A 16736-nucleotide genomic window follows, 5' to 3' on the forward strand; every position below is an offset into this window, starting at 1 on the left:
GCAGGCTGCTAGCTGCGGCAGGCGGTGTGCCGGTTCGGTCCTACTTCAGGTGGCGGTCGAAGAACCGGTTTCCGTCCTCCGCCTCGAACCACGGAGTGCCCGTGTGTCCGCCCAGGTTGGCGTGCAGTGTCTTCTCCTTGCTGCCGAAGGCGTCGAACAGGTCCAGGGCCCGTTGGCGGGGGTTTCCTTCGTCGTCCCACTGCAGCAGGAACAGCAGCGGGACGGTGACCCGCCGGGCCTCCTCGCGCTGGGCCTGGGGGACGTAACCCCCGGCGAAGAGTCCGGCGGCCGCGATGCGTGGCTCGTACACCGCGAGGCGGATGCCGAGAGCGGTCCACCCTGAGTACCCGACCGGGCCGCCGATCCCGGGCAGCGAGAGCAGGGCGTCCAGGGTGGTCCGCCAGTCCGGCACCGCCTTCTCGACCAGCGGACCGACCATGGACTCGAAGATGTCGTCGACCGGTTCGCCGGCCCGCATCGCCCGGCGCAGATCGGCGCGGGCCTGCTCTTCGGCGGTGGTGCGGGGCCGGTCACCGCACCCGGAGGCGTCGATGGTGGCCACCGCGTAGCCGCGCACGGCGGAGTACCGGGCCCGGGCCACCAGCCGGGGTTCGCGCTTGGGCAGACCGTTGTTGTGGGCCATGAGGATCAGCGGAGCCGGTGCGGCGGACGCAGGCGTCCACAGGGTGCCGGGGATCTCGCCGAGATCGCCGAGGGTGAATTCCCGTTCGAGGACGCCGTCGTCGAGACGCTGCTCAGAAGTGAAGTGCATGGTCGTACCTTTCGGGAGCGCTCAGAGTCGGCGCTCCCGGACGACCTGTCGCCCGACCGTGACCCCGGAGAGGAGCACCCATGTCGATACTGCGTTCACGGGTACCACCTCCTCGCTCCGTCGCACGGCCACCGGCAACGTAGCAGCGGGCGCCGCGGTCCGCCCACAGGATTTTTGCGTGCCGACGGGGACTTGCCCGCGGACGAGACGTCGGACCACCGGAGGCGCTGTACGGCTGACACCGCCATAGGCGTGGTGGGTCCGGGGGTGGGGTTCACCGGTGTGCTCGACGGGTCTGATGTGGCGGGCTAGGATCACGGCGTGATGACGGCCTGGTCTCCTTCCAGCGCCCGGCGGAGCCGCTCGACGGTGGCTCTGTGGCGGGCCGTGGGGCTGGGTCTCTTTCTGTTCGGACTGGTGTTCACGCACGTGGCCAGTCCGGAGGCCACGAGTCGTCACCTCGGCACCGATCGCGGTGTCGTGACGGCGTCGGTGATGTCCCCCGCAGCCGTCTCGGGCGGCGACGCGGTCTTCGCCGGGGTGCCGGACAGCCCCCGGCACGAGCATCCCCAGCAGCACACCGTCGAGGAGTGCGCCCTGGGCCAGCCGCCGCAGGGGCCCGGTGTCGAGCTGCCCTGCCTGTCCCCGCTCGACCCGCGGTGGCAGGACGGCGTTCCCGCGTCCGTGCGTGCCCAGCGCGGCGCGGCCCGGGACGTCGTGCTCCCGATAGCGCACGCGGCCGACTCCACGATTCTGCGCACCTAGGCCGACCGGTTCCCTGACCGGTCTGTCCTCGTTCCGGCCGTTGGCGGCACGTGTTCCGCATCCGTATCTGTATTCGTATTCGTGCCCCGGCCGGGCAGCTGCCGCGTGGAGGATCTGTGCTGCATCGGCTGTTCACCCGCAACACGCCGCTCATCCGTAACGCGTCGTACGTCCTGTTGAACGCGTTGTACGTCCTGCTGCTGGCCGCGGTGCTCGCGTGCGCCGGCGGGCAACACCATGCCCACGCGGGACCGCACGCGGTCGCCGGAGCCCAAGCCGAAGCCCAGGCCCGAGCCCAAGCCGAAGTCGCCGGCGCGCCCGCCGTGCTGGAGGCGCCCGCTTCGCCCGACCACTGCCACGAGCCCGGATCCGGTCCGGGTTCCGCCGCGCAGTCGTCCGCCCGCCTTCTTCCGCTCATGCTCGGCGTGACCCGGGCCTCGGACGCCGTACGTGCCTCAGTGCACCGCATCCGGAGAGCCGCCCCACGGGCGCTGCCGGGCGGGGGCCGTACCGCTCTCAACTCGCTGTGCAGGTGGCGCATATAGGGGCCGTCGTGAGCCCTCCGTATGCGTCCACCCCCCTCGAATGAGAGCGAAGAAGCGAAGAGATGCACTCTCCCGTCGCACACGACTCCGCCCCTCTCACCCCTGTCCCTCCCGCCCTCACCGCTCCCACCCCCACCCCTCTCACCTCCGCCCCTCTCGGCTCCACCCTCCCCGGCCTCGTCGGGAACACCCCCGTCCTGCACGTCTCCCAGCCCTTCACCCCGCCCGGCCGCGGCTTCTGGGCCAAGCTGGAGGGGTTCAACCCGGGCGGCATCAAGGACCGCCCCGGTCTGCACATGGTCGAACGCGCCCGCGTCCGCGGCGAGTTGCAGCCCGGCCGCCGTATCGTCGAGTCGACGAGCGGCACGCTCGGCCTCGGGCTCGCGCTGGCCGGTACGGTCCACGGGCACCCCGTCACCCTGGTCACCGACCCCGGCCTCGAACCGTCCATGACCCGGCTGCTCGCCGCCCACGGCGCCACCGTCGACATGGTGCCCGCGCCGCACCCGGCGGGCGGCTGGCAGCAGGCCCGCCGTGACCGCGTCGCCGAACTCCTCGCGGAAGACCCCGGTTCGTGGTGCCCCGACCAGTACGGCAACCCCGACAACGTCGCCGCCTACACCCCGCTGGCCCTCGAACTCGCCGCGCAGCTCGGCCACATCGACGTACTGGTGTGCAGCGTCGGCACCGGCGGGCACTCCGCGGGCATCTCCCGCGTCCTGCGGCAGCTCTATCCCGAACTGCGCCTGGTCGGCGTGGACACCGTCGGCTCGACCATCTTCGGCCAGCCGGCCCGCCCGAGGCTCATGCGTGGTCTCGGGTCGAGCATCTACCCGCGCAACGTCGCGTACGAGCACTTCAGCGAAGTGCACTGGGTGGCGCCGGCCGAAGCCGTCTGGGCGTGCCGGAAGCTGGCGACGTCCCACTACGCGACCGGCGGCTGGAGCGTCGGCGCGGTCGCGCTGGTGGCGGGCTGGCTCGCCCGGACGCTCCCGCGCGACGCCCGGGTCGTCGGTGTCTTCCCCGATGGACCGCAGCGCTACCTGGAGACCGTCTACGACGACGCGTACTGCGCCGAACACGGCCTCCTGGGCGGACCTCCGGCACCCGAACCAGACGTCGTGAGCAGCTCCGACGAGAAGGAGGTCAGCCGCTGGACCCGCTGCGCCACCGTCCACGATCCGCTCGTCGCGCCGACCGGGCGCAAGGCCGCGGAGGGTGAGGCGCGGTGAAGACGACTCTCACGCAGTTCCGCTCGTACGACCGGAGCGTCCGGCTGCTCCTGGCCAACCAGTTCACCATCAACCTCGGCTTCTACATGCTGATGCCGTACCTCGCCCAACACCTGTCCGGCACGCTCGGCCTCGCCGGCTGGCTCGTCGGACTCGTCCTGGGCGTACGCAACTTCAGCCAACAGGGCATGTTCCTCGTCGGCGGCACCCTCGCCGACCGGTTCGGCTACAAGCCGCTGATCGTCGCCGGATGCGTCCTGCGCACGGTCGGCTTCGCCACGCTCGGCCTCGTCGACTCGGTGCCCGCGCTGCTCGTCGCTTCCGCGGCCACCGGGTTCGCGGGGGCGCTGTTCAACCCCGCGGTGCGGGCCTATCTCGCCGCCGACGCGGGGGAGCGCCGCGTGGAGGCCTTCGCGCTGTTCAACGTCTTCTACCAGGCGGGCATCCTGCTGGGCCCGCTCGTCGGAATGCTGCTGACCGGCGTCGACTTCAGGCTCACCTGCCTGGTCTCGGCGGCGGTCTTCGCGCTCCTGAGCGTCGTGCAGATCCGCGCGCTGCCCGCCCGCAGGGGCAACGACGCGGGGGACCGCGGGTCGGCCTCCGGGGACGGGATCGTCGCGCAGTGGCGCGGCGTCGTCCGCAACCGTGCCTTCCTGCTCTTCTCGACCGCGATGATCGGTTCGTACGTCCTGACCTTCCAGGTCTATCTGGCCCTGCCCCTGGAGGTGCGGCGGCTCGGCGGCGACGGCGGGTCCGGCACCGTCGCCGTCGCGCTGCTGTTCGCGGTGTCCGGCCTCACCACCATCCTCGGACAGACACGTGTGACGGCCTGGTGCAGGGAGCGGCTGGCGCCCGGACAGGCCCTGGTGCGGGGGCTGTTGTGCATGGGGTTCGCCTTCGTGCCGCTCCTCGCCGCGACGGCGCTGCCGGTGCCCGGCGGGGGAGCCGGCCGGTGGCTGCTCGCCGCCGTACCGCCGATGCTGGCCGCGCTGCTGCTCGCGCTCGGGACGATGATCGCGTACCCCTTCGAGATGGACACCATCGTCCGACTGTCGGGGGACCGGCTCGTCGCCACCCACTACGGCCTCTACAACACCATCTGCGGTGTCGGCATCACCGTGGGCAACCTGCTGACCGGGGCCGTCCTCGACGCCGCCCGCGAGGCGGGCATGTCGGCGCTGCCCTGGCTCGCGCTGCTCGTCCTCGGCCTCGGCTGCGCGGCCTCCCTCCACGGGCTGCACCGCGCGGGACGGCTGACCCGCACGGCTGCTGACGCGCAGCCCGCCGCGACCTGATCGACAAAGCGGGTTTCCGGCCGGCGCACGGCACCAAGTCGGCGCGCCGGCCGGATCCAGGTCAACCGGACCCGGTCAACAGATATGCCAGTCAACAGATCACGCGGAGTCGACGCCTCCGCTGCACGCGGCGCCCGGCTCCGGAGTCTGCGGGCCCTGCACGTACTTGCTGAAGAACTCCTTGACCCGCGGGTCCGCCGCGCTGTCGACGGTCAGCTGATGCCCCCAGGCCGACAGCATGATCGGGCTCCGCTGCTCGGCGACGGGACTCATGAGGCTGTACGGCGTCTTGGAGACCTTGTCGCCGAGCTTCTTGATGTCGGCGGCGGGGGCCTTGTCGTTGTACGTGACCCAGACCGCGCCGTGTTCGAGCGAGTGCACGGCGTTCTCGTTCGGTATCGCCTTTTCGTAGACCGAGGCGTCGCAGGTCATCCAGGCCTGGTGGTGGTTGCCGCCGACCGGTGGCGTCATCGGGTAGGTGACGGCCTTGGTGACGTGGTCACGGCCCAGCTTCTTCGCGTCCCAGGTCTTCTCGCCCCGCACGGGCTTCTTGGCCGCGGCGGAGTTCTGCTCCTCCTTGTCGTTGGCACGGTTGATGGCGTACGCGCCGAAGCCGATGAGCGAGGCCACGATCACCGTGCTCACGGTGACGGTGATGATGCGGTTCCGGCGCTCGCGCGCCTGTTCCGCGCGGCGCATCTCCTCCAGGCGGGCTCTGCGCTCGGCTGCGGCTGCCTTCTTGTTCGGCTTGTGGGCCTTGGCCTTGGCCATGGGTGCTCCTTGTGACCGCCGCACGGACGCGCGGCGGTGGTGGTGGTGTCGGGGGACGCCTGTGCGGGGCGGGCCGAAGACGCGGGCCGCCCTGCCGGGATCCGCCTAGGTCCGCTGCACCTGGAGCATGTGGAGATCGGGAGAGCCGCGGTCCGAGGGCTGCTCGACCGCGGGGCCGGGCACCGAAAGCACCTCGGTATACGGAGCAGGCCGGTCGAAGGCCGGCAGCGAAGGACCGCCCTGGCCGAGCACCGCCCGTACGTGGTGGGCGGCGGGAGCGCAACGCCGTTCATCGGGCGGGCAGTCGGCGTCCTTCACGCGCGGCACTTGGTCGTCGAGGGCCGGCGCCCCGGCGACGGCCGTCGTGTGTCCGGCCCCCTGGTGGCCACCGTCGGGCGCGACGGGGCCGAGACACATGAACAACGCGGCCACGAGCGAGACGAGCGCAGCGAGCGACGCGACGCGGCACAAGGTGTGCCGGGCGGCGCCGGTCCACTGCGTCTGCCTCATGGCAGCGCATCGTAGCGATGCCGCACTAGGGACTCGAGGGGCACCCCACCCTGTCGCTTACTGCTGTCCCCGTACCGCCGTCACCAGCAACGCCGTGCTGCGCAGGCGCAGGGCACCGTCCTTCTCGTGGGGGCGCAGGACTTCCGTCAGGCGGTGGAGGGCGCGGGCCCGGGTGTCGGGTGTGGCCCGGCTCGACAGGTGGCGTCCCGGTCCGGAGCCGAGGAGGAAGCCCGCGGCGTCGGCAGCGTCGCGGCCCCAAGTCCCGTACGCCCCCACGCGGGTTGCTCCGACACCCTCGAAACCGGCGGCGGAGAGGATCTCGCAGGTTCTGTCGGCGTCCGCCAGGGAGAACATCCCCGGTCCGCCCGGCTTGCCGAAGCCTCCGATGGGGAGGAGGTCGCGCAGTTCGGCGAAGGCCTGGAGCCATTCGTTCTCCTCCGGGTACGCGCCACAGATGAACGCCGCGCGCCCGCCGGGGCGCAGCGCCCGGCTGATGTTGCCGAAGCCCGCCACCGGATCCGCGAAGAACAGCACGCCGTAGCGGCTGATCGCGACGTCGTACGCGGCGGGTGCCAGCGCGTGGACCTGGGCATCGCCCTGCTCGAAGGAGACGTTGGCGATGCCCTCCCGCCGGGCCGTGTCGCGGGCCCGCGCCAGCATCGGCGCCGACAGGTCGAGCCCCAGCGCGTGGCCGCCGCTCGCCCGGCGCGCGGCCAGCCTGGTCGTCTGCCCGGCGCCGCAGCCGATGTCCAGGACGCGGTCGTCCCGGCGGAGGGAAGCGGCGTCCAGGAGAGGGGAGTTCAGGCCTTCGTTCACCGCGTCCCAGCGGTCTTGGTGGCGGGCCCAGTGGTCCCCCTCGTAACCGTTCCATGCTTGCGCCTGTTCGGTGTTGACGATGTTCCGCATGCTCTGCCCCCTGGTGGGTGTCGTCGGTATGTGGCGGTGATCGGCGGTGTGGGGCGGTGGGTGGCCGCATGGGGAGATGGGCACCCGTCCGCGTTAGAATGGGCGCTCGCCCAAACAGTATGGGCGGGCGCCCATTCTGGCAATGGGGGCAGTGCATAGCCAGGAGCCTTGAGCCTTGAGGAGAAGCCATGTCACCGCGTGGAGTCGCGATCCCCGACCTTCGTGAGCGGCTCTTCGACGCCGCCGAGCGGATCGTCGCCCGCGAGGGGGCCGCGGGGCTCACCAGCCGAACCGTCACCACTGAGGCGGGCTGCGCCAAGGGGGTGCTGCACACACACTTCGGCGGGGTGGACGCCTTCATCGCCGAGCTGGTGCTCGACCGGTTCGCGCGCACCGCGGCAGCGGCTCAGGGGCTTCCCGCGCGGGCGGGCCAGGACACCGTGGCCGCGAACCTCAACGGGGTCGCGCTCGGGCTCCTGGACTCCCTCGACCCCGGGGTCGTCGGCCTGGCCATGACCAGCAACACCACCTCCCAGCAGATCCGGGACGCGCTGGCCGAGGGCGCACCGGGCTTCGCCGCGATCCAGGAGTCGCTCGCCGCCTATCTGGACGCCGAACTCCGGCTCGGCCGCCTCCCGGCGGGCACCGACACCGCCACCACGGCGCTCGCCCTCGTCGGAACCGTCCACCACCTCCTGATGACCGGCTGGGCCGGCACCCCTGACCCCCGCGGGCAGATTGAACGGCTTGTCGCTCTGCTCGTGCCGCAGTGAGACTGCTCGGGCTGCTCGGGCTGCTCGGGCTGCTCGGGCTGCTCGGGTGTACGGGCCTCACATCTCAGTCGTCGCAGCACGCCGCCACGGACTTCGTGAGCCGGGGGCCCGCGAACCAGGTGCCGCTGACAAAGCGCATCGCCGGTCCGAAGATCGCGGCCGCCGGCGGCCCGGTGAAGTGCAGTCCCGGCACACTGGAGGCGAACCCTTTGTCCAGGACGGGAAATCCGCCGGTCCGTCGCAGATCCGCGCGGAGTTCGGGGGAGAGGAAGTCCAGCGCCTCGACGTGGACGCGGTAGCCGGTGGCGGCAAGGACGTGGTCGGACGTGACGGTGTGCGTGCCGCCGTCCGGTGTCGTGGTGTGGAGGGTGACGCCTCTCGCGTCCGCGTCCGCCGCCGTGATCCGCCGCTCCGTGAGGACGGGCACGCGGCTTGCCTCGAACCGCTCCTTGAGCCACCACGCCCCGCCCGGCCGCAGCCCCCGCTCGGCCAGCCGGAGCCGGGCGCCGGCGGGCAGCAGGCGGAACGCGGCCGGCCGGCGGGTCAGGCCGTACCGCCCCCAGGAGCGGCCCGCCGGGCTGTCCGGCTGCCACCGCGGGCCGGACGACGGCGGCGCGTCGAACCGTATGCGCGCGCCGCGGGTCAGCACCCGGACGTCGGCGCCCGCCTCGTGGAGCAGGGTCGCGCTCTCCAGAGCGGACTGCCCGGCCCCGACCACGGTGACGCTGCGCCCGGCGAACGTGCCCGGATCGGTCTGCTGCGAGCTGTGCGAGATCCGGCCGAGGGCGGACGGCCCGCCGGACGCGGCTGCCGCGAGGGGCTCGGGCAGGTGGGCGAACCCGGTGAGGCCGGTGGCGACGACCACGGCGCAGGCCCGCAGCACCTCACCCGACGCCAGCTTGACGCGGAAGCCGTCCGCACCCCGGTCGACCGCCGCCACCCGCTCGTCCTCGACGCGGGGCACCAGTCGCTCCCGGAACCACCCGGCGTACCGGATGAACAGACGGACGGGCACCGGGTCGTGCTCGCCCGGCCTGCGCTCCCCGGCCTCGCGGCAGAAGTCGTGCAGGGTGAAGCCCTCGCGCGGGGTGGCGAGCGCGGACGCGGCGGGCGGCGTCCGCAGCAGCATGCCCGCGGGCATGCGCCGGGCCCAGTTCGCCACGGGGGCGCCGAAGGTCCGGACGGCCAGGCCGCGCGCCCGCAGATGTGCGGCGGCGGACAGGCCGTACGGGCCCGCGCCGATGACGACGACGGTCTTGGACATGGAGGTCCCTCCTGGGGCCGCCGCGGCGCGTGTTCTACGGGCAGGGCTCGGGCGGCGGCACCGGAATCAGCTGTGGAAGGTGCGGAGTCGGGCGGTCGCGCATGCGCGCGGGCGCCCCCGGGCCGCTCCCGTCCGTGCCGGCCGGTACGGGGTGACGCGCTTCGGCACCGGTCAGACGACGGCGAGCGGCGGACGGACGGGCGGACCTCGCCGTACGACCGCGTCCGCGAGGAGGAGGGGGAGAGAGGGCGCGCGAACCGGCCGCCCCGTGCGGGGGACCGGGGCCGGCCGCGGCAGCGCGGCGGGCAGCGGTACGCGGAAGGGGCGCAGGAGGCGGACGAGGAAGGCCCCCAGGAGACGCAGCATCCGCGCCAGGCGGCGGACGGGGGCTGCGGTCGGCCGGCGCGGGGCGCCGGGCTGGGCCTTGTGGAGGGTGCCTTGCTGGAGGTGGTGCCGGCTGCTGCGGTGGGGGGCCTCGCGTTGGCTGCCGTGCTGGGGCTCGCGTCGGGCGCTGCGCGGGATGGCCTCGCGTCGGGCCTCGTGTTGGGGCTCGCGCTCGGCGCTGTGGCGGATGTTGCGTGGGATGTCGTGCTGGGCGTCGTGTCGCGTGTAGCGCTGGGCGTCGCGTGGGCTGTTGCGCTGGACGTCGAGTTGCGCCTCGCGTCGGCTGTCGTACGGAGCCTCGTCTCGGCCATCGCGCCAGGCACCGCGCAGGATGCCGCCGAACGGGGCATCCGCGCCGTGCGCAGGCTCGGACCACCACGAGGCGGCGACCTGTCCGGCGCAGAACAGGACGGTGGCGGCCACCGCCCGAACGTCCCAGGAAGCCGTCGACCCGAAGGCGAAGTGGTAGCCGGCCACGGCGAGGAGGGCACTCGCCACGGAGAAGACCAGGGACCGCGCCAGTTCCACCGGGCGCGCGCCCGGCGCCGTGCGCGCACCGTCCGTGGTACCCGCGCCCCTCGCCGGACGCGCACCGTCCGCGGGCCCCGCGCCCCTCACCGGACGCGCACCGTCCGCAGGACGTGTGCCCGGAGTCGGACCCGCGTCCGGCGTCAGACCCGCGCCCTGCCTCAGACCCGGGCCATGCCTCGGACGCGCACCCCGCGCCAGCCGCGCGGTCGGCCCACGGCCGCCGTGCGACCGAGGGCGAGGCGTCGGTCCCGAAGTCTCCATGACTCACCCATCATGCGGCGTCAGCTCGCTGCTGTCACGTGGCGCGGGCCGTCCGTGGACGGCAACTAACCCTGTACGTAAGGGAGTTGACGCTCCACATTCGCTCTGCGAGTCCGGCTCGGCCCGTGCCGGACAGGAGAGCGCCAAGGGCCGGCTGACCCACTCGGGTCACCAGAACGCGCCGTCACCCGCCACATCCGCCTTGAATGGACAGGTGACCGTGCCCCCCGACGACTGCCTCGCGCGCAACGAGTGGATCTGCGGTGAGTACCTGGACACCCGCCGCCAGATCCTGCTCGACGCGGTCGTCCAGCACCTGCAGCTGACCGGCCTCTCCGTCCTGATCGCGCTCGTCGTCGCCGTGCCGCTGGCCGTGCTCGCCCGCCGCTGGGGGTGGGCCGCGGGACCGGTCCTCGCGCTCACCACCGTCCTCTACACCATCCCCTCGCTCGCGATGTTCTCCCTGCTGCTCCCGGTGTACGGCCTCTCCGCGTCGCTCGTCGTCGCGGGTCTCGTCCTCTACTCCCTCACCCTGCTCGTGCGAAACATCCTCGCCGGCCTGCGCGCCGTCCCCGAGGACACCCGGCAGGCCGCCCGAGGCATGGGGTACGGCCCCATCCGCCTCCTGCTCACCGTCGAACTCCCACTCGCACTCCCCGCCGCCATGGCCGGACTCCGCATCGCCACCGTCTCCGCGGTCTCCCTGGTCACCATCGGCGCGATCGTCGGCTTCGGAGGCCTCGGCAACCTCATCTACACGGGCATGAACACGTACTTCAAGGCACAGGTCCTCACCGCGTCCGTGCTGTGCGTCGTCATCGCCGTCGCCGCCGATCTGCTGCTGCTCGGGGTGCAGCGCGTCCTCACCCCGTGGGAGAGAGCACGGGCGGTCCGCTCATGAAAACACTCGGCGACGCCTGGGCGTGGCTCGGCGACTCCGCGCACTGGACCGGCGACGACGGCATCTGGCACCGGCTCACCCAGCACCTCGTCCTCACCGTCGTCTGTCTGCTGCTCAGCTGCCTGATCGCCCTGCCGATCGCGCTCGTCCTAGGCCACCTCGGCAAGGGCGGCGCGCTCGCCGTCAACATCTCCAACGTCGGACGCGCCGTGCCGACCTTCGCGGTCCTCGTCCTGCTCCTCCTCACCCCCCTCGGCAAGTGGGGCGACGGGCCGACCGTCGTCGCACTCGTGCTGTTCGCCGTACCGCCGCTGCTCACCAACGCGTACGTGGGCATGCGCGGCGTCGACCGCAGCGTCGTGCAGGCGGCGCGCGGCATGGGCATGACCGGGCGGCAGATGCTGTGGCGCGTCGAACTGCCGCTCGCGCTTCCGCTGGTGCTCAGCGGGGTCCGCATCGCCGCCGTGCAGCTCGTGGCCACCGCCACCATCGCCGCTCTCGCGGGCGGCGGCGGGCTCGGCCGGATCATCACGGCGGGCTTCAACCTGGCGAGCACCCCGCAGGTCGTGGCGGGCGCCGTCCTCGTGGCCGTCTTCGCGCTGCTCGTCGAAGGAGTCTTCGAAGTGGCCGAGCGGCTCGCCCCGGGCTGGACACGCGGACGGGGGAGCGCCGGATGAAGCGGCGCAGAGGGCCCGCCGCGGTCCTCCTCGTTCTCGTGGTCCTCGTGAGCGGCTGCGCGACCGGCCCCTCGCTGGAAAATCGGGGCGAGGTCACCGCCCCGCCGGGCGACAGCAAGAACCTCGTCGTCGGCTCCGCGGGCTTCACCGAGTCCGACCTGCTCGCCCAGATGTACGCGCTGCTCCTGAACAAGGCGGGATACGGCACCCGCATCCTGTCCGTAGCCAACCGCGAGCTCTACGAACCCGCCCTCGAGTCCGGCCAGATCGATGTCGTCCCCGAATACGCGGCGACCTTCGCGGACTGGCTCAACGCCAAGAAGAACGGAGCCGACGCGCCGCCGGTGGGCTCGCCCGACCTCGACAGGACCATGCTGGCCCTGCGCCGCCTCGCCACCCCGCGCGGCCTGACCGTCCTCGACCCCGGCAAGGCCGTCGACCAGAACGCCTTCGCCGTCGCCTCCTCCTACGCAGAGCAGCACCAGCTCAAGACGCTCAGCGACCTGGGCAGGTCCGGCCTGAAGGTCCGCCTCGCCGCGGGCGACGAATGCGTGCAGCGCCCGTACTGCGCACCAGGATTGAAGAAGGTGTACGGCATCGACATCACCCGGGTCGACCCCAAGGGCGTCGGCACCACCCAGGCCAAGAAGGCCGTGCAGGGCGGCCAGGACCAGATGGTGCTCACCACGTCGACGGACGCTACCCTCGACGACTTCGGCCTGGTGCTCCTCAAGGACGACAAGCACCTCCAGAACGCCGACTACCTCGTGCCCGTGGTCAACCGCTCCCGGGCGGGCAGCAAGGGTGTCGCGGCCGCGCTCGGCCGCCTCAACCCCGTCCTGACGACCGAGGACCTCGCCTCCATGAACGAGCAGGTGGACAGCTGGCGCCGCCTGCCACAGGACGTGGCACGCGCCTACTTGGAGGACAAGGGCCTCCTGTAAGCGCCCCTAATAGGGGGGCGGGGAACTGCGCGCCCAGCCACAACCAGCCCGCAGCCAGAGAACCGTCCAACCAGCGAAACGCCCACCGGAGCGCCTACGCGTCGGCCACCGAGTCGAACTCCACCTGGTCCCGCGCCACCCCCTGCGCGTCCGCGTCCACCGAGCGCCGCAGCGCCTCGTGCAGCTTCGCCGGGGTCAGGACGCCGAGGAAGCGGGCGCCGTCCAGAACGGCGACCCAGCCCGCGTCGTGCTGCAGCATCACGCCGAACGCCTGCTTGAGCGGGGCACCGACCGGCACCCACGAGTTCATCCGGTGCGCCAGGTCGCCGACGGTGCCGCCGGTGCCGGCCAGCGCGACCTCGTCGAGGCCGACCCAGCCGTGCAGGTCGCCGGCAGCGTCCAGGACGACGGCCCAGCGTGCCTCCTCCGCGCGCAGCCGGGCGGCGGCCTGCGCGGCGGGCTCGTCGAGGCGGGCGATCGGCGGCTCCTCCAGGTCGTCGGTCTGGATCTCGGTGACGGAGAGCCGCTTCAGCCCCCGGTCGGCGCCCACGAACTCGGCGACGTACGGCGTCTCGGGCGCCCCGAGCACCGCCCCCGGCGTGTCGAACTGTTCGATGCGCCCCTGCCCGTACACCGCGATGCGGTCGCCGAGCCGGACGGCCTCCTCGATGTCGTGCGTGACCAGCAGCACCGTCTTGCGGACGGCCGCCTGCATCCGCAGGAACTCGTCCTGCAACTGCTCGCGGACTACGGGGTCGACGGCGCCGAACGGCTCGTCCATCAGGAGCACGGGCGGGTCGGCGGCCAGCGCCCTGGCCACGCCGACGCGCTGTCGCTGGCCACCCGAGAGCTGCTCGGGATAGCGGGAGCCGTACGTCTTCGGGTCCAGGCCCACCAGGTCGAGCAGCTCCGCCGCACGGGCCCGCGCCTTCGCCTTCTTCCAGCCGATCAGGGCCGGGACGGTCGCCGTGTTGTCGAGGATCGTGCGGTGCGGGAAGAGGCCGACCTGCTGGATGACATAGCCGATGCGGCGGCGCAGGCGCACCGGGTCGACGTCGGCGATGTCCTCCCCGTTCACGAAGATGCGGCCCGACGTCGGCTCGATGAGCCGGTTCACCATCATCATCGTGGTGGTCTTGCCGCAGCCGGAGGGGCCGACAAGGGTGACCAGTTCGCCCTCGGCGACCTCGAAGGAGAGGTCGTCCACGGCCGTCGTGCCGTCCGGGTAACGCTTGGTCACCTGCTCGAACCGGATCATGTCCTCACGCTAGCCGCGCCCGTCACTCACCGCTCATCAACACCACCTCCAGGGTGCGCGGACCGTGCACTCCCTCGACCCGGTCCAGCTCGATGTCGCTGGTCGCGGAGGGCCCGGAGATCCAGGTGAGCGGGCGGGCGGGGTCGAGCCGTTCGAGCGCCTGCGGCACGGAGGCGACTACCTGCTCAGGAACCCGTACGACACAGATGTGATGGTCCGGCACCAGGGTGATGCGGCGGCGGCCCTGGTCCGGGGAGCCGTCGAGCACGATCGTGCCGGTCTCGGCGACGGCCACCGCACAGCCGGTCACGACGCTGTCGACCCGGTCGAGCTCCTGTGGCGTGCTCGCGGCCCGGTCGTGGATCCGGACCGGATCCGCTTCGGCCAGCCAGCCGGCCGGCAGCCCCGGCGGCACCAGCACGGTCTGTGCGCCGCGCTCGGCGAGCAGCCGCATGAGCGTCGTCGGGAGCTCCGCGGGGGTGGTGCGGTGCACGATCGCGCGGTACTCCGCGAGGTTCTCGGCGAGCAGGTCGACGGTCTCCGCGGTGCTGCGGCTGCCGTGCTCGCGGAGGTAGCCGCGCTCGACAGCGTCCTCGTACGCGACGGGGGCGTCCTTCGGCACGTCGGCCAGGGCGCGGCGCACCCGGCCCAGGATCCGGTCCCTGCTGCTCACTTCGCCGCTCCTCCGTTCGTCCGCTGCCACCAGTCGCGGAACGGCTCCGCCGGGACCTTCGGCAGGTCCCTGGTCGCGCTCCAGGCCCGCCCGGGCCCCGGGAGCGTGCGCGGATGGAGCCGCCGGGTGCGCGACGCGAGCCGCTGGCCCGCGCGCAGCGCACCGGGGCGGGCGAACGCCAGGCCCGCCGCGCGCATCGCCGCCCGCTCCGCCGCGTGCCCCTTGGCGGGTTGCAGCGTCACCTTGTTGCCCTGCCGTGTCACCTCGCCGCCCTGCACGACCCGCTCCCTCAGGTGCACGAGGACCTCGGGAATGTCGATGGCGACGGGACACACCTCGTAGCAGGCGCCGCAGAGCGAGGAGGCGTACGGCAAGGAGGCGTCGATCGCGCTCCCGGTGCCCCGGAGCTGGGGGCTGAGGATCGCGCCGATCGGGCCGGGGTAGACCGAGCCGTACGCGTGCCCGCCCGCCCGCTCGTACACCGGGCACACGTTGAGACACGCCGAGCAGCGGATGCAGCGCAGGGCCTGGCGGCCCACCTCGTCGTCGAGGGTGTCGGTGCGGCCGTTGTCGAGGAGGACCAGGTGGAAGGCGCTGGGGCCGTCCTGATCGGCGGTTCCAGTCCACATGGAGGTGTACGGGTTCATGCGCTCGGCCGTCGAGGAGCGGGGGAGCGTCTGCAGGAAGACCTCCAGGTCGCGCCAGGCCGGCACGGTCTTCTCGATGCCGACGACGGAGATCAGCGTCTCGGGGAGGGTCAGGCACATCCGACCGTTGCCCTCCGACTCCACGACGACCATCGTGCCGGTCTCGGCGACCATGAAGTTCGCCCCGGAGATGCCGACCTTGGCGCGCAGGAACTTCTCGCGCAGGTGGCGGCGGGCCGCCTCGGCGAGCTCGGCCGGGGTGTCGGTCAGCCCCTCCGGGGCCGGGCGGCCCCAACGGCCCATCTCCCGCGCGAAGATGTCGCGGATCTCGCCGCGGTTGCGGTGGATGGCGGGGACCAGGATGTGCGAGGGGCGGTCGTCGCCGAGCTGCACGATGAGTTCGGCCAGGTCGGTCTCGTAGGCGTGGATGCCCGCGGCCTCCAGGGCTTCGTTGAGGCCGATCTCCTGCGTGGCCATCGACTTGACCTTGACGACCTCGGACTCGCCCGTCTCCTGGACGAGCCGGGTCACGATGCGGTTGGCCTCGTCGGCGTCGGCCGCCCAGTGGACGGTGCCGCCCGCCGCGGTGACGGACTCCTCCAGACGCATCAGGTAGTGGTCCAGGTGACGGAGCGTGTGGTCCTTGATCTGCCGGCCCGCCTCGCGCAGCGCGGCCCAGTCGTCCAGCTCGGCGATGGCGCGGACCCGCTTGTCGCGGATGGTGTGGGTGGCGTGCCGGAGATTGGCGCGCAGGGTGGTGTCCCCCACGGCCTCGCGCGCGGCCGCTGGGAAGGCCGGCATTCCGAGGTACGTGCCGGTCGTGCCGCTCATGACAGGGGCTCCTCTTCCGTGCTCGCCAGGATCTCCGCGATGTGGACGGGGCGCACGGCCGCGCCCAGCCGGGTCATCGTGCCGCCGATGTGCATCAGGCACGAGTTGTCCGCCGCGCACAGCACCTCGGCGCCGGTCGACTCGGCGTGGCGCACCTTGTCGGCGCCCATCGCCGCCGAGACATCGGAGTTCTTCACGGCGAAGGTGCCGCCGAAGCCGCAGCACTCCTCGGCGCCGGGCAGCTCCACCAGCTCAAGTCCCTTGACCGCTTGGAGAAGCCGCGTGGGCCGGTCGCCGAGACCGAGAGAACGCAGCCCGTGGCAGGTCGGGTGGTACGTGACCTTGTGCGGGTAGTACGCGCCGACGTCGGTGACTCCGAGGACGTCCACCAGAAACTCCGTCAGTTCGTACGTCTTGGGGACGACGGGGGCGAGCGTGCGCGCGAGCCCTTCGCCACGGCCCTCGGCGCGTGCCCGCTCGCCCATGCGCGGATACAGCTCCCGCACCATCGCCCCGCACGATCCCGACGGCGTCACGACCGCGTCGTACGCATCGGACCCGAATACATCGGAGAAATGCCGGGCGAGTGGCTCTGCCTGATGGCGGTAACCGGTGTTGTAGTGCGCCTGCCCGCAGCAGGTCTGCGCCATCGGGAAGTCGACGTCAACTCCCAGTCTGGTCAGCAGTTTCACCACTGAGCGGCCCGTGTCCGGATACAGCGTGTCGTTGACACAGGTCAGGAACAGGGCGACACGCATCGCGGGTTCCTCCTAGTCGGTCATCGGATGGGTGCAGC

General features: G+C 72.4%; 18 protein-coding genes. 8 read left to right on the forward strand and 10 right to left on the reverse strand.

The window, feature by feature from the left end; translation table 11 throughout:
• Positions 1 to 40 precede the first annotated feature (40 nt).
• A complete protein-coding gene (locus ACZ7LU_RS18580; RefSeq protein WP_471917256.1) occupies positions 41 to 772 on the reverse strand; it encodes a dienelactone hydrolase family protein in 732 nt (243 codons plus the stop codon).
• A gap of 321 nt (positions 773 to 1093) precedes the next feature.
• Between ACZ7LU_RS18580 and ACZ7LU_RS18585 the strand changes: the two genes are divergently transcribed.
• The 4 genes from ACZ7LU_RS18585 (at position 1094) to ACZ7LU_RS18600 (ending at position 4609) form a co-directional block, all read left to right on the forward strand.
• Positions 1094 to 1537 (forward strand): hypothetical protein, encoded by a 444-nt coding sequence (locus tag ACZ7LU_RS18585; protein ID WP_471917257.1) that lies wholly within the window; start codon positions 1094 to 1096, stop codon positions 1535 to 1537.
• 116 nt (positions 1538 to 1653) lie between these two features.
• Positions 1654 to 2082, forward strand: coding sequence for a hypothetical protein (locus ACZ7LU_RS18590; protein WP_471917258.1), 429 nt, complete (start codon positions 1654 to 1656; stop codon positions 2080 to 2082).
• A 62-nt stretch (positions 2083 to 2144) separates the two neighbouring features.
• Positions 2145 to 3314: a PLP-dependent cysteine synthase family protein gene (locus ACZ7LU_RS18595; protein WP_471917259.1), complete on the forward strand. Its 1170-nt coding sequence runs from the start codon at positions 2145 to 2147 to the stop codon at positions 3312 to 3314.
• Positions 3311 to 4609 (forward strand): MDR family MFS transporter, encoded by a 1299-nt coding sequence (locus ACZ7LU_RS18600; protein WP_471917260.1) that lies wholly within the window; start codon positions 3311 to 3313, stop codon positions 4607 to 4609. The genes ACZ7LU_RS18595 and ACZ7LU_RS18600 overlap by 4 nt, the downstream gene beginning before the upstream one ends.
• A 99-nt stretch (positions 4610 to 4708) precedes the next feature.
• Here the strand turns inward: ACZ7LU_RS18600 and ACZ7LU_RS18605 are convergent, their stop codons facing one another.
• The 3 genes from ACZ7LU_RS18605 to ACZ7LU_RS18615 form a co-directional block, all read right to left on the reverse strand.
• Positions 4709 to 5380 carry a DUF3105 domain-containing protein gene (locus ACZ7LU_RS18605; protein ID WP_471917261.1) on the reverse strand — a complete coding sequence of 224 codons (672 nt, stop codon included), beginning with the start codon at positions 5378 to 5380 and terminating at the stop codon, positions 4709 to 4711.
• Between the two features lie 105 nt (positions 5381 to 5485).
• Positions 5486 to 5890, reverse strand: coding sequence for a hypothetical protein (locus tag ACZ7LU_RS18610; protein WP_471917262.1), 405 nt, complete (start codon positions 5888 to 5890; stop codon positions 5486 to 5488).
• Between the two features lie 57 nt (positions 5891 to 5947).
• A complete protein-coding gene (locus ACZ7LU_RS18615) occupies positions 5948 to 6796 on the reverse strand; it encodes a class I SAM-dependent methyltransferase (protein WP_471917263.1) in 849 nt (282 codons plus the stop codon).
• Positions 6797 to 6984: 188 nt separating this feature from the next.
• Here ACZ7LU_RS18615 and ACZ7LU_RS18620 point away from each other — a divergent pair, with 188 nt between their 5' ends.
• Entirely contained in the window at positions 6985 to 7569 is a 585-nt protein-coding gene (locus tag ACZ7LU_RS18620; RefSeq protein ID WP_471917264.1) for a TetR/AcrR family transcriptional regulator, read from the forward strand.
• A 64-nt stretch (positions 7570 to 7633) separates the two neighbouring features.
• On the opposite strand, the gene ACZ7LU_RS18625 is transcribed toward ACZ7LU_RS18620, so the two are convergent.
• A complete protein-coding gene (locus ACZ7LU_RS18625; RefSeq protein WP_471917265.1) occupies positions 7634 to 8833 on the reverse strand; it encodes an FAD-dependent oxidoreductase in 1200 nt (399 codons plus the stop codon).
• A gap of 171 nt (positions 8834 to 9004) precedes the next feature.
• A complete protein-coding gene (locus ACZ7LU_RS18630) occupies positions 9005 to 9745 on the reverse strand; it encodes a hypothetical protein (protein ID WP_471917266.1) in 741 nt (246 codons plus the stop codon).
• Between the two features lie 478 nt (positions 9746 to 10223).
• Here ACZ7LU_RS18630 and ACZ7LU_RS18635 point away from each other — a divergent pair, with 478 nt between their 5' ends.
• The 3 genes from ACZ7LU_RS18635 to ACZ7LU_RS18645 are packed head-to-tail and all read left to right on the forward strand — an operon-like array spanning position 10224 to position 12531.
• Positions 10224 to 10910, forward strand: coding sequence for an ABC transporter permease (locus ACZ7LU_RS18635; RefSeq protein ID WP_471917267.1), 687 nt, complete (start codon positions 10224 to 10226; stop codon positions 10908 to 10910).
• Complete coding sequence (locus tag ACZ7LU_RS18640; protein ID WP_398308469.1) at positions 10907 to 11587, forward strand: ABC transporter permease; 681 nt, start codon at positions 10907 to 10909, stop codon at positions 11585 to 11587. Before ACZ7LU_RS18635 ends, ACZ7LU_RS18640 begins: the two co-directional genes overlap by 4 nt.
• Positions 11584 to 12531, forward strand: coding sequence for an ABC transporter substrate-binding protein (locus ACZ7LU_RS18645; protein WP_471917268.1), 948 nt, complete (start codon positions 11584 to 11586; stop codon positions 12529 to 12531). Before ACZ7LU_RS18640 ends, ACZ7LU_RS18645 begins: the two co-directional genes overlap by 4 nt.
• A gap of 94 nt (positions 12532 to 12625) precedes the next feature.
• On the opposite strand, the gene ACZ7LU_RS18650 is transcribed toward ACZ7LU_RS18645, so the two are convergent.
• Genes ACZ7LU_RS18650 through ACZ7LU_RS18665 form a run of 4 tightly spaced genes read right to left on the reverse strand, consistent with a single transcriptional unit; the run spans position 12626 to position 16698 of the window.
• Positions 12626 to 13789 carry an ABC transporter ATP-binding protein gene (locus ACZ7LU_RS18650; RefSeq protein ID WP_471917269.1) on the reverse strand — a complete coding sequence of 388 codons (1164 nt, stop codon included), beginning with the start codon at positions 13787 to 13789 and terminating at the stop codon, positions 12626 to 12628.
• Positions 13790 to 13811: 22 nt separating this feature from the next.
• Positions 13812 to 14462, reverse strand: a complete 651-nt coding sequence (locus ACZ7LU_RS18655) for a LutC/YkgG family protein (RefSeq protein WP_471917270.1) — start codon at positions 14460 to 14462, stop codon at positions 13812 to 13814.
• Complete coding sequence (locus tag ACZ7LU_RS18660) at positions 14459 to 15940, reverse strand: lactate utilization protein B (RefSeq protein WP_471917271.1); 1482 nt, start codon at positions 15938 to 15940, stop codon at positions 14459 to 14461. The genes ACZ7LU_RS18655 and ACZ7LU_RS18660 overlap by 4 nt, the downstream gene beginning before the upstream one ends.
• Complete coding sequence (locus ACZ7LU_RS18665) at positions 15937 to 16698, reverse strand: (Fe-S)-binding protein (RefSeq protein WP_471917272.1); 762 nt, start codon at positions 16696 to 16698, stop codon at positions 15937 to 15939. The genes ACZ7LU_RS18660 and ACZ7LU_RS18665 overlap by 4 nt, the downstream gene beginning before the upstream one ends.
• Positions 16699 to 16736: the final 38 nt, after the last annotated feature.

The sequence above is a fragment of the Streptomyces sp. NPDC039462 genome (assembly GCF_055639375.1).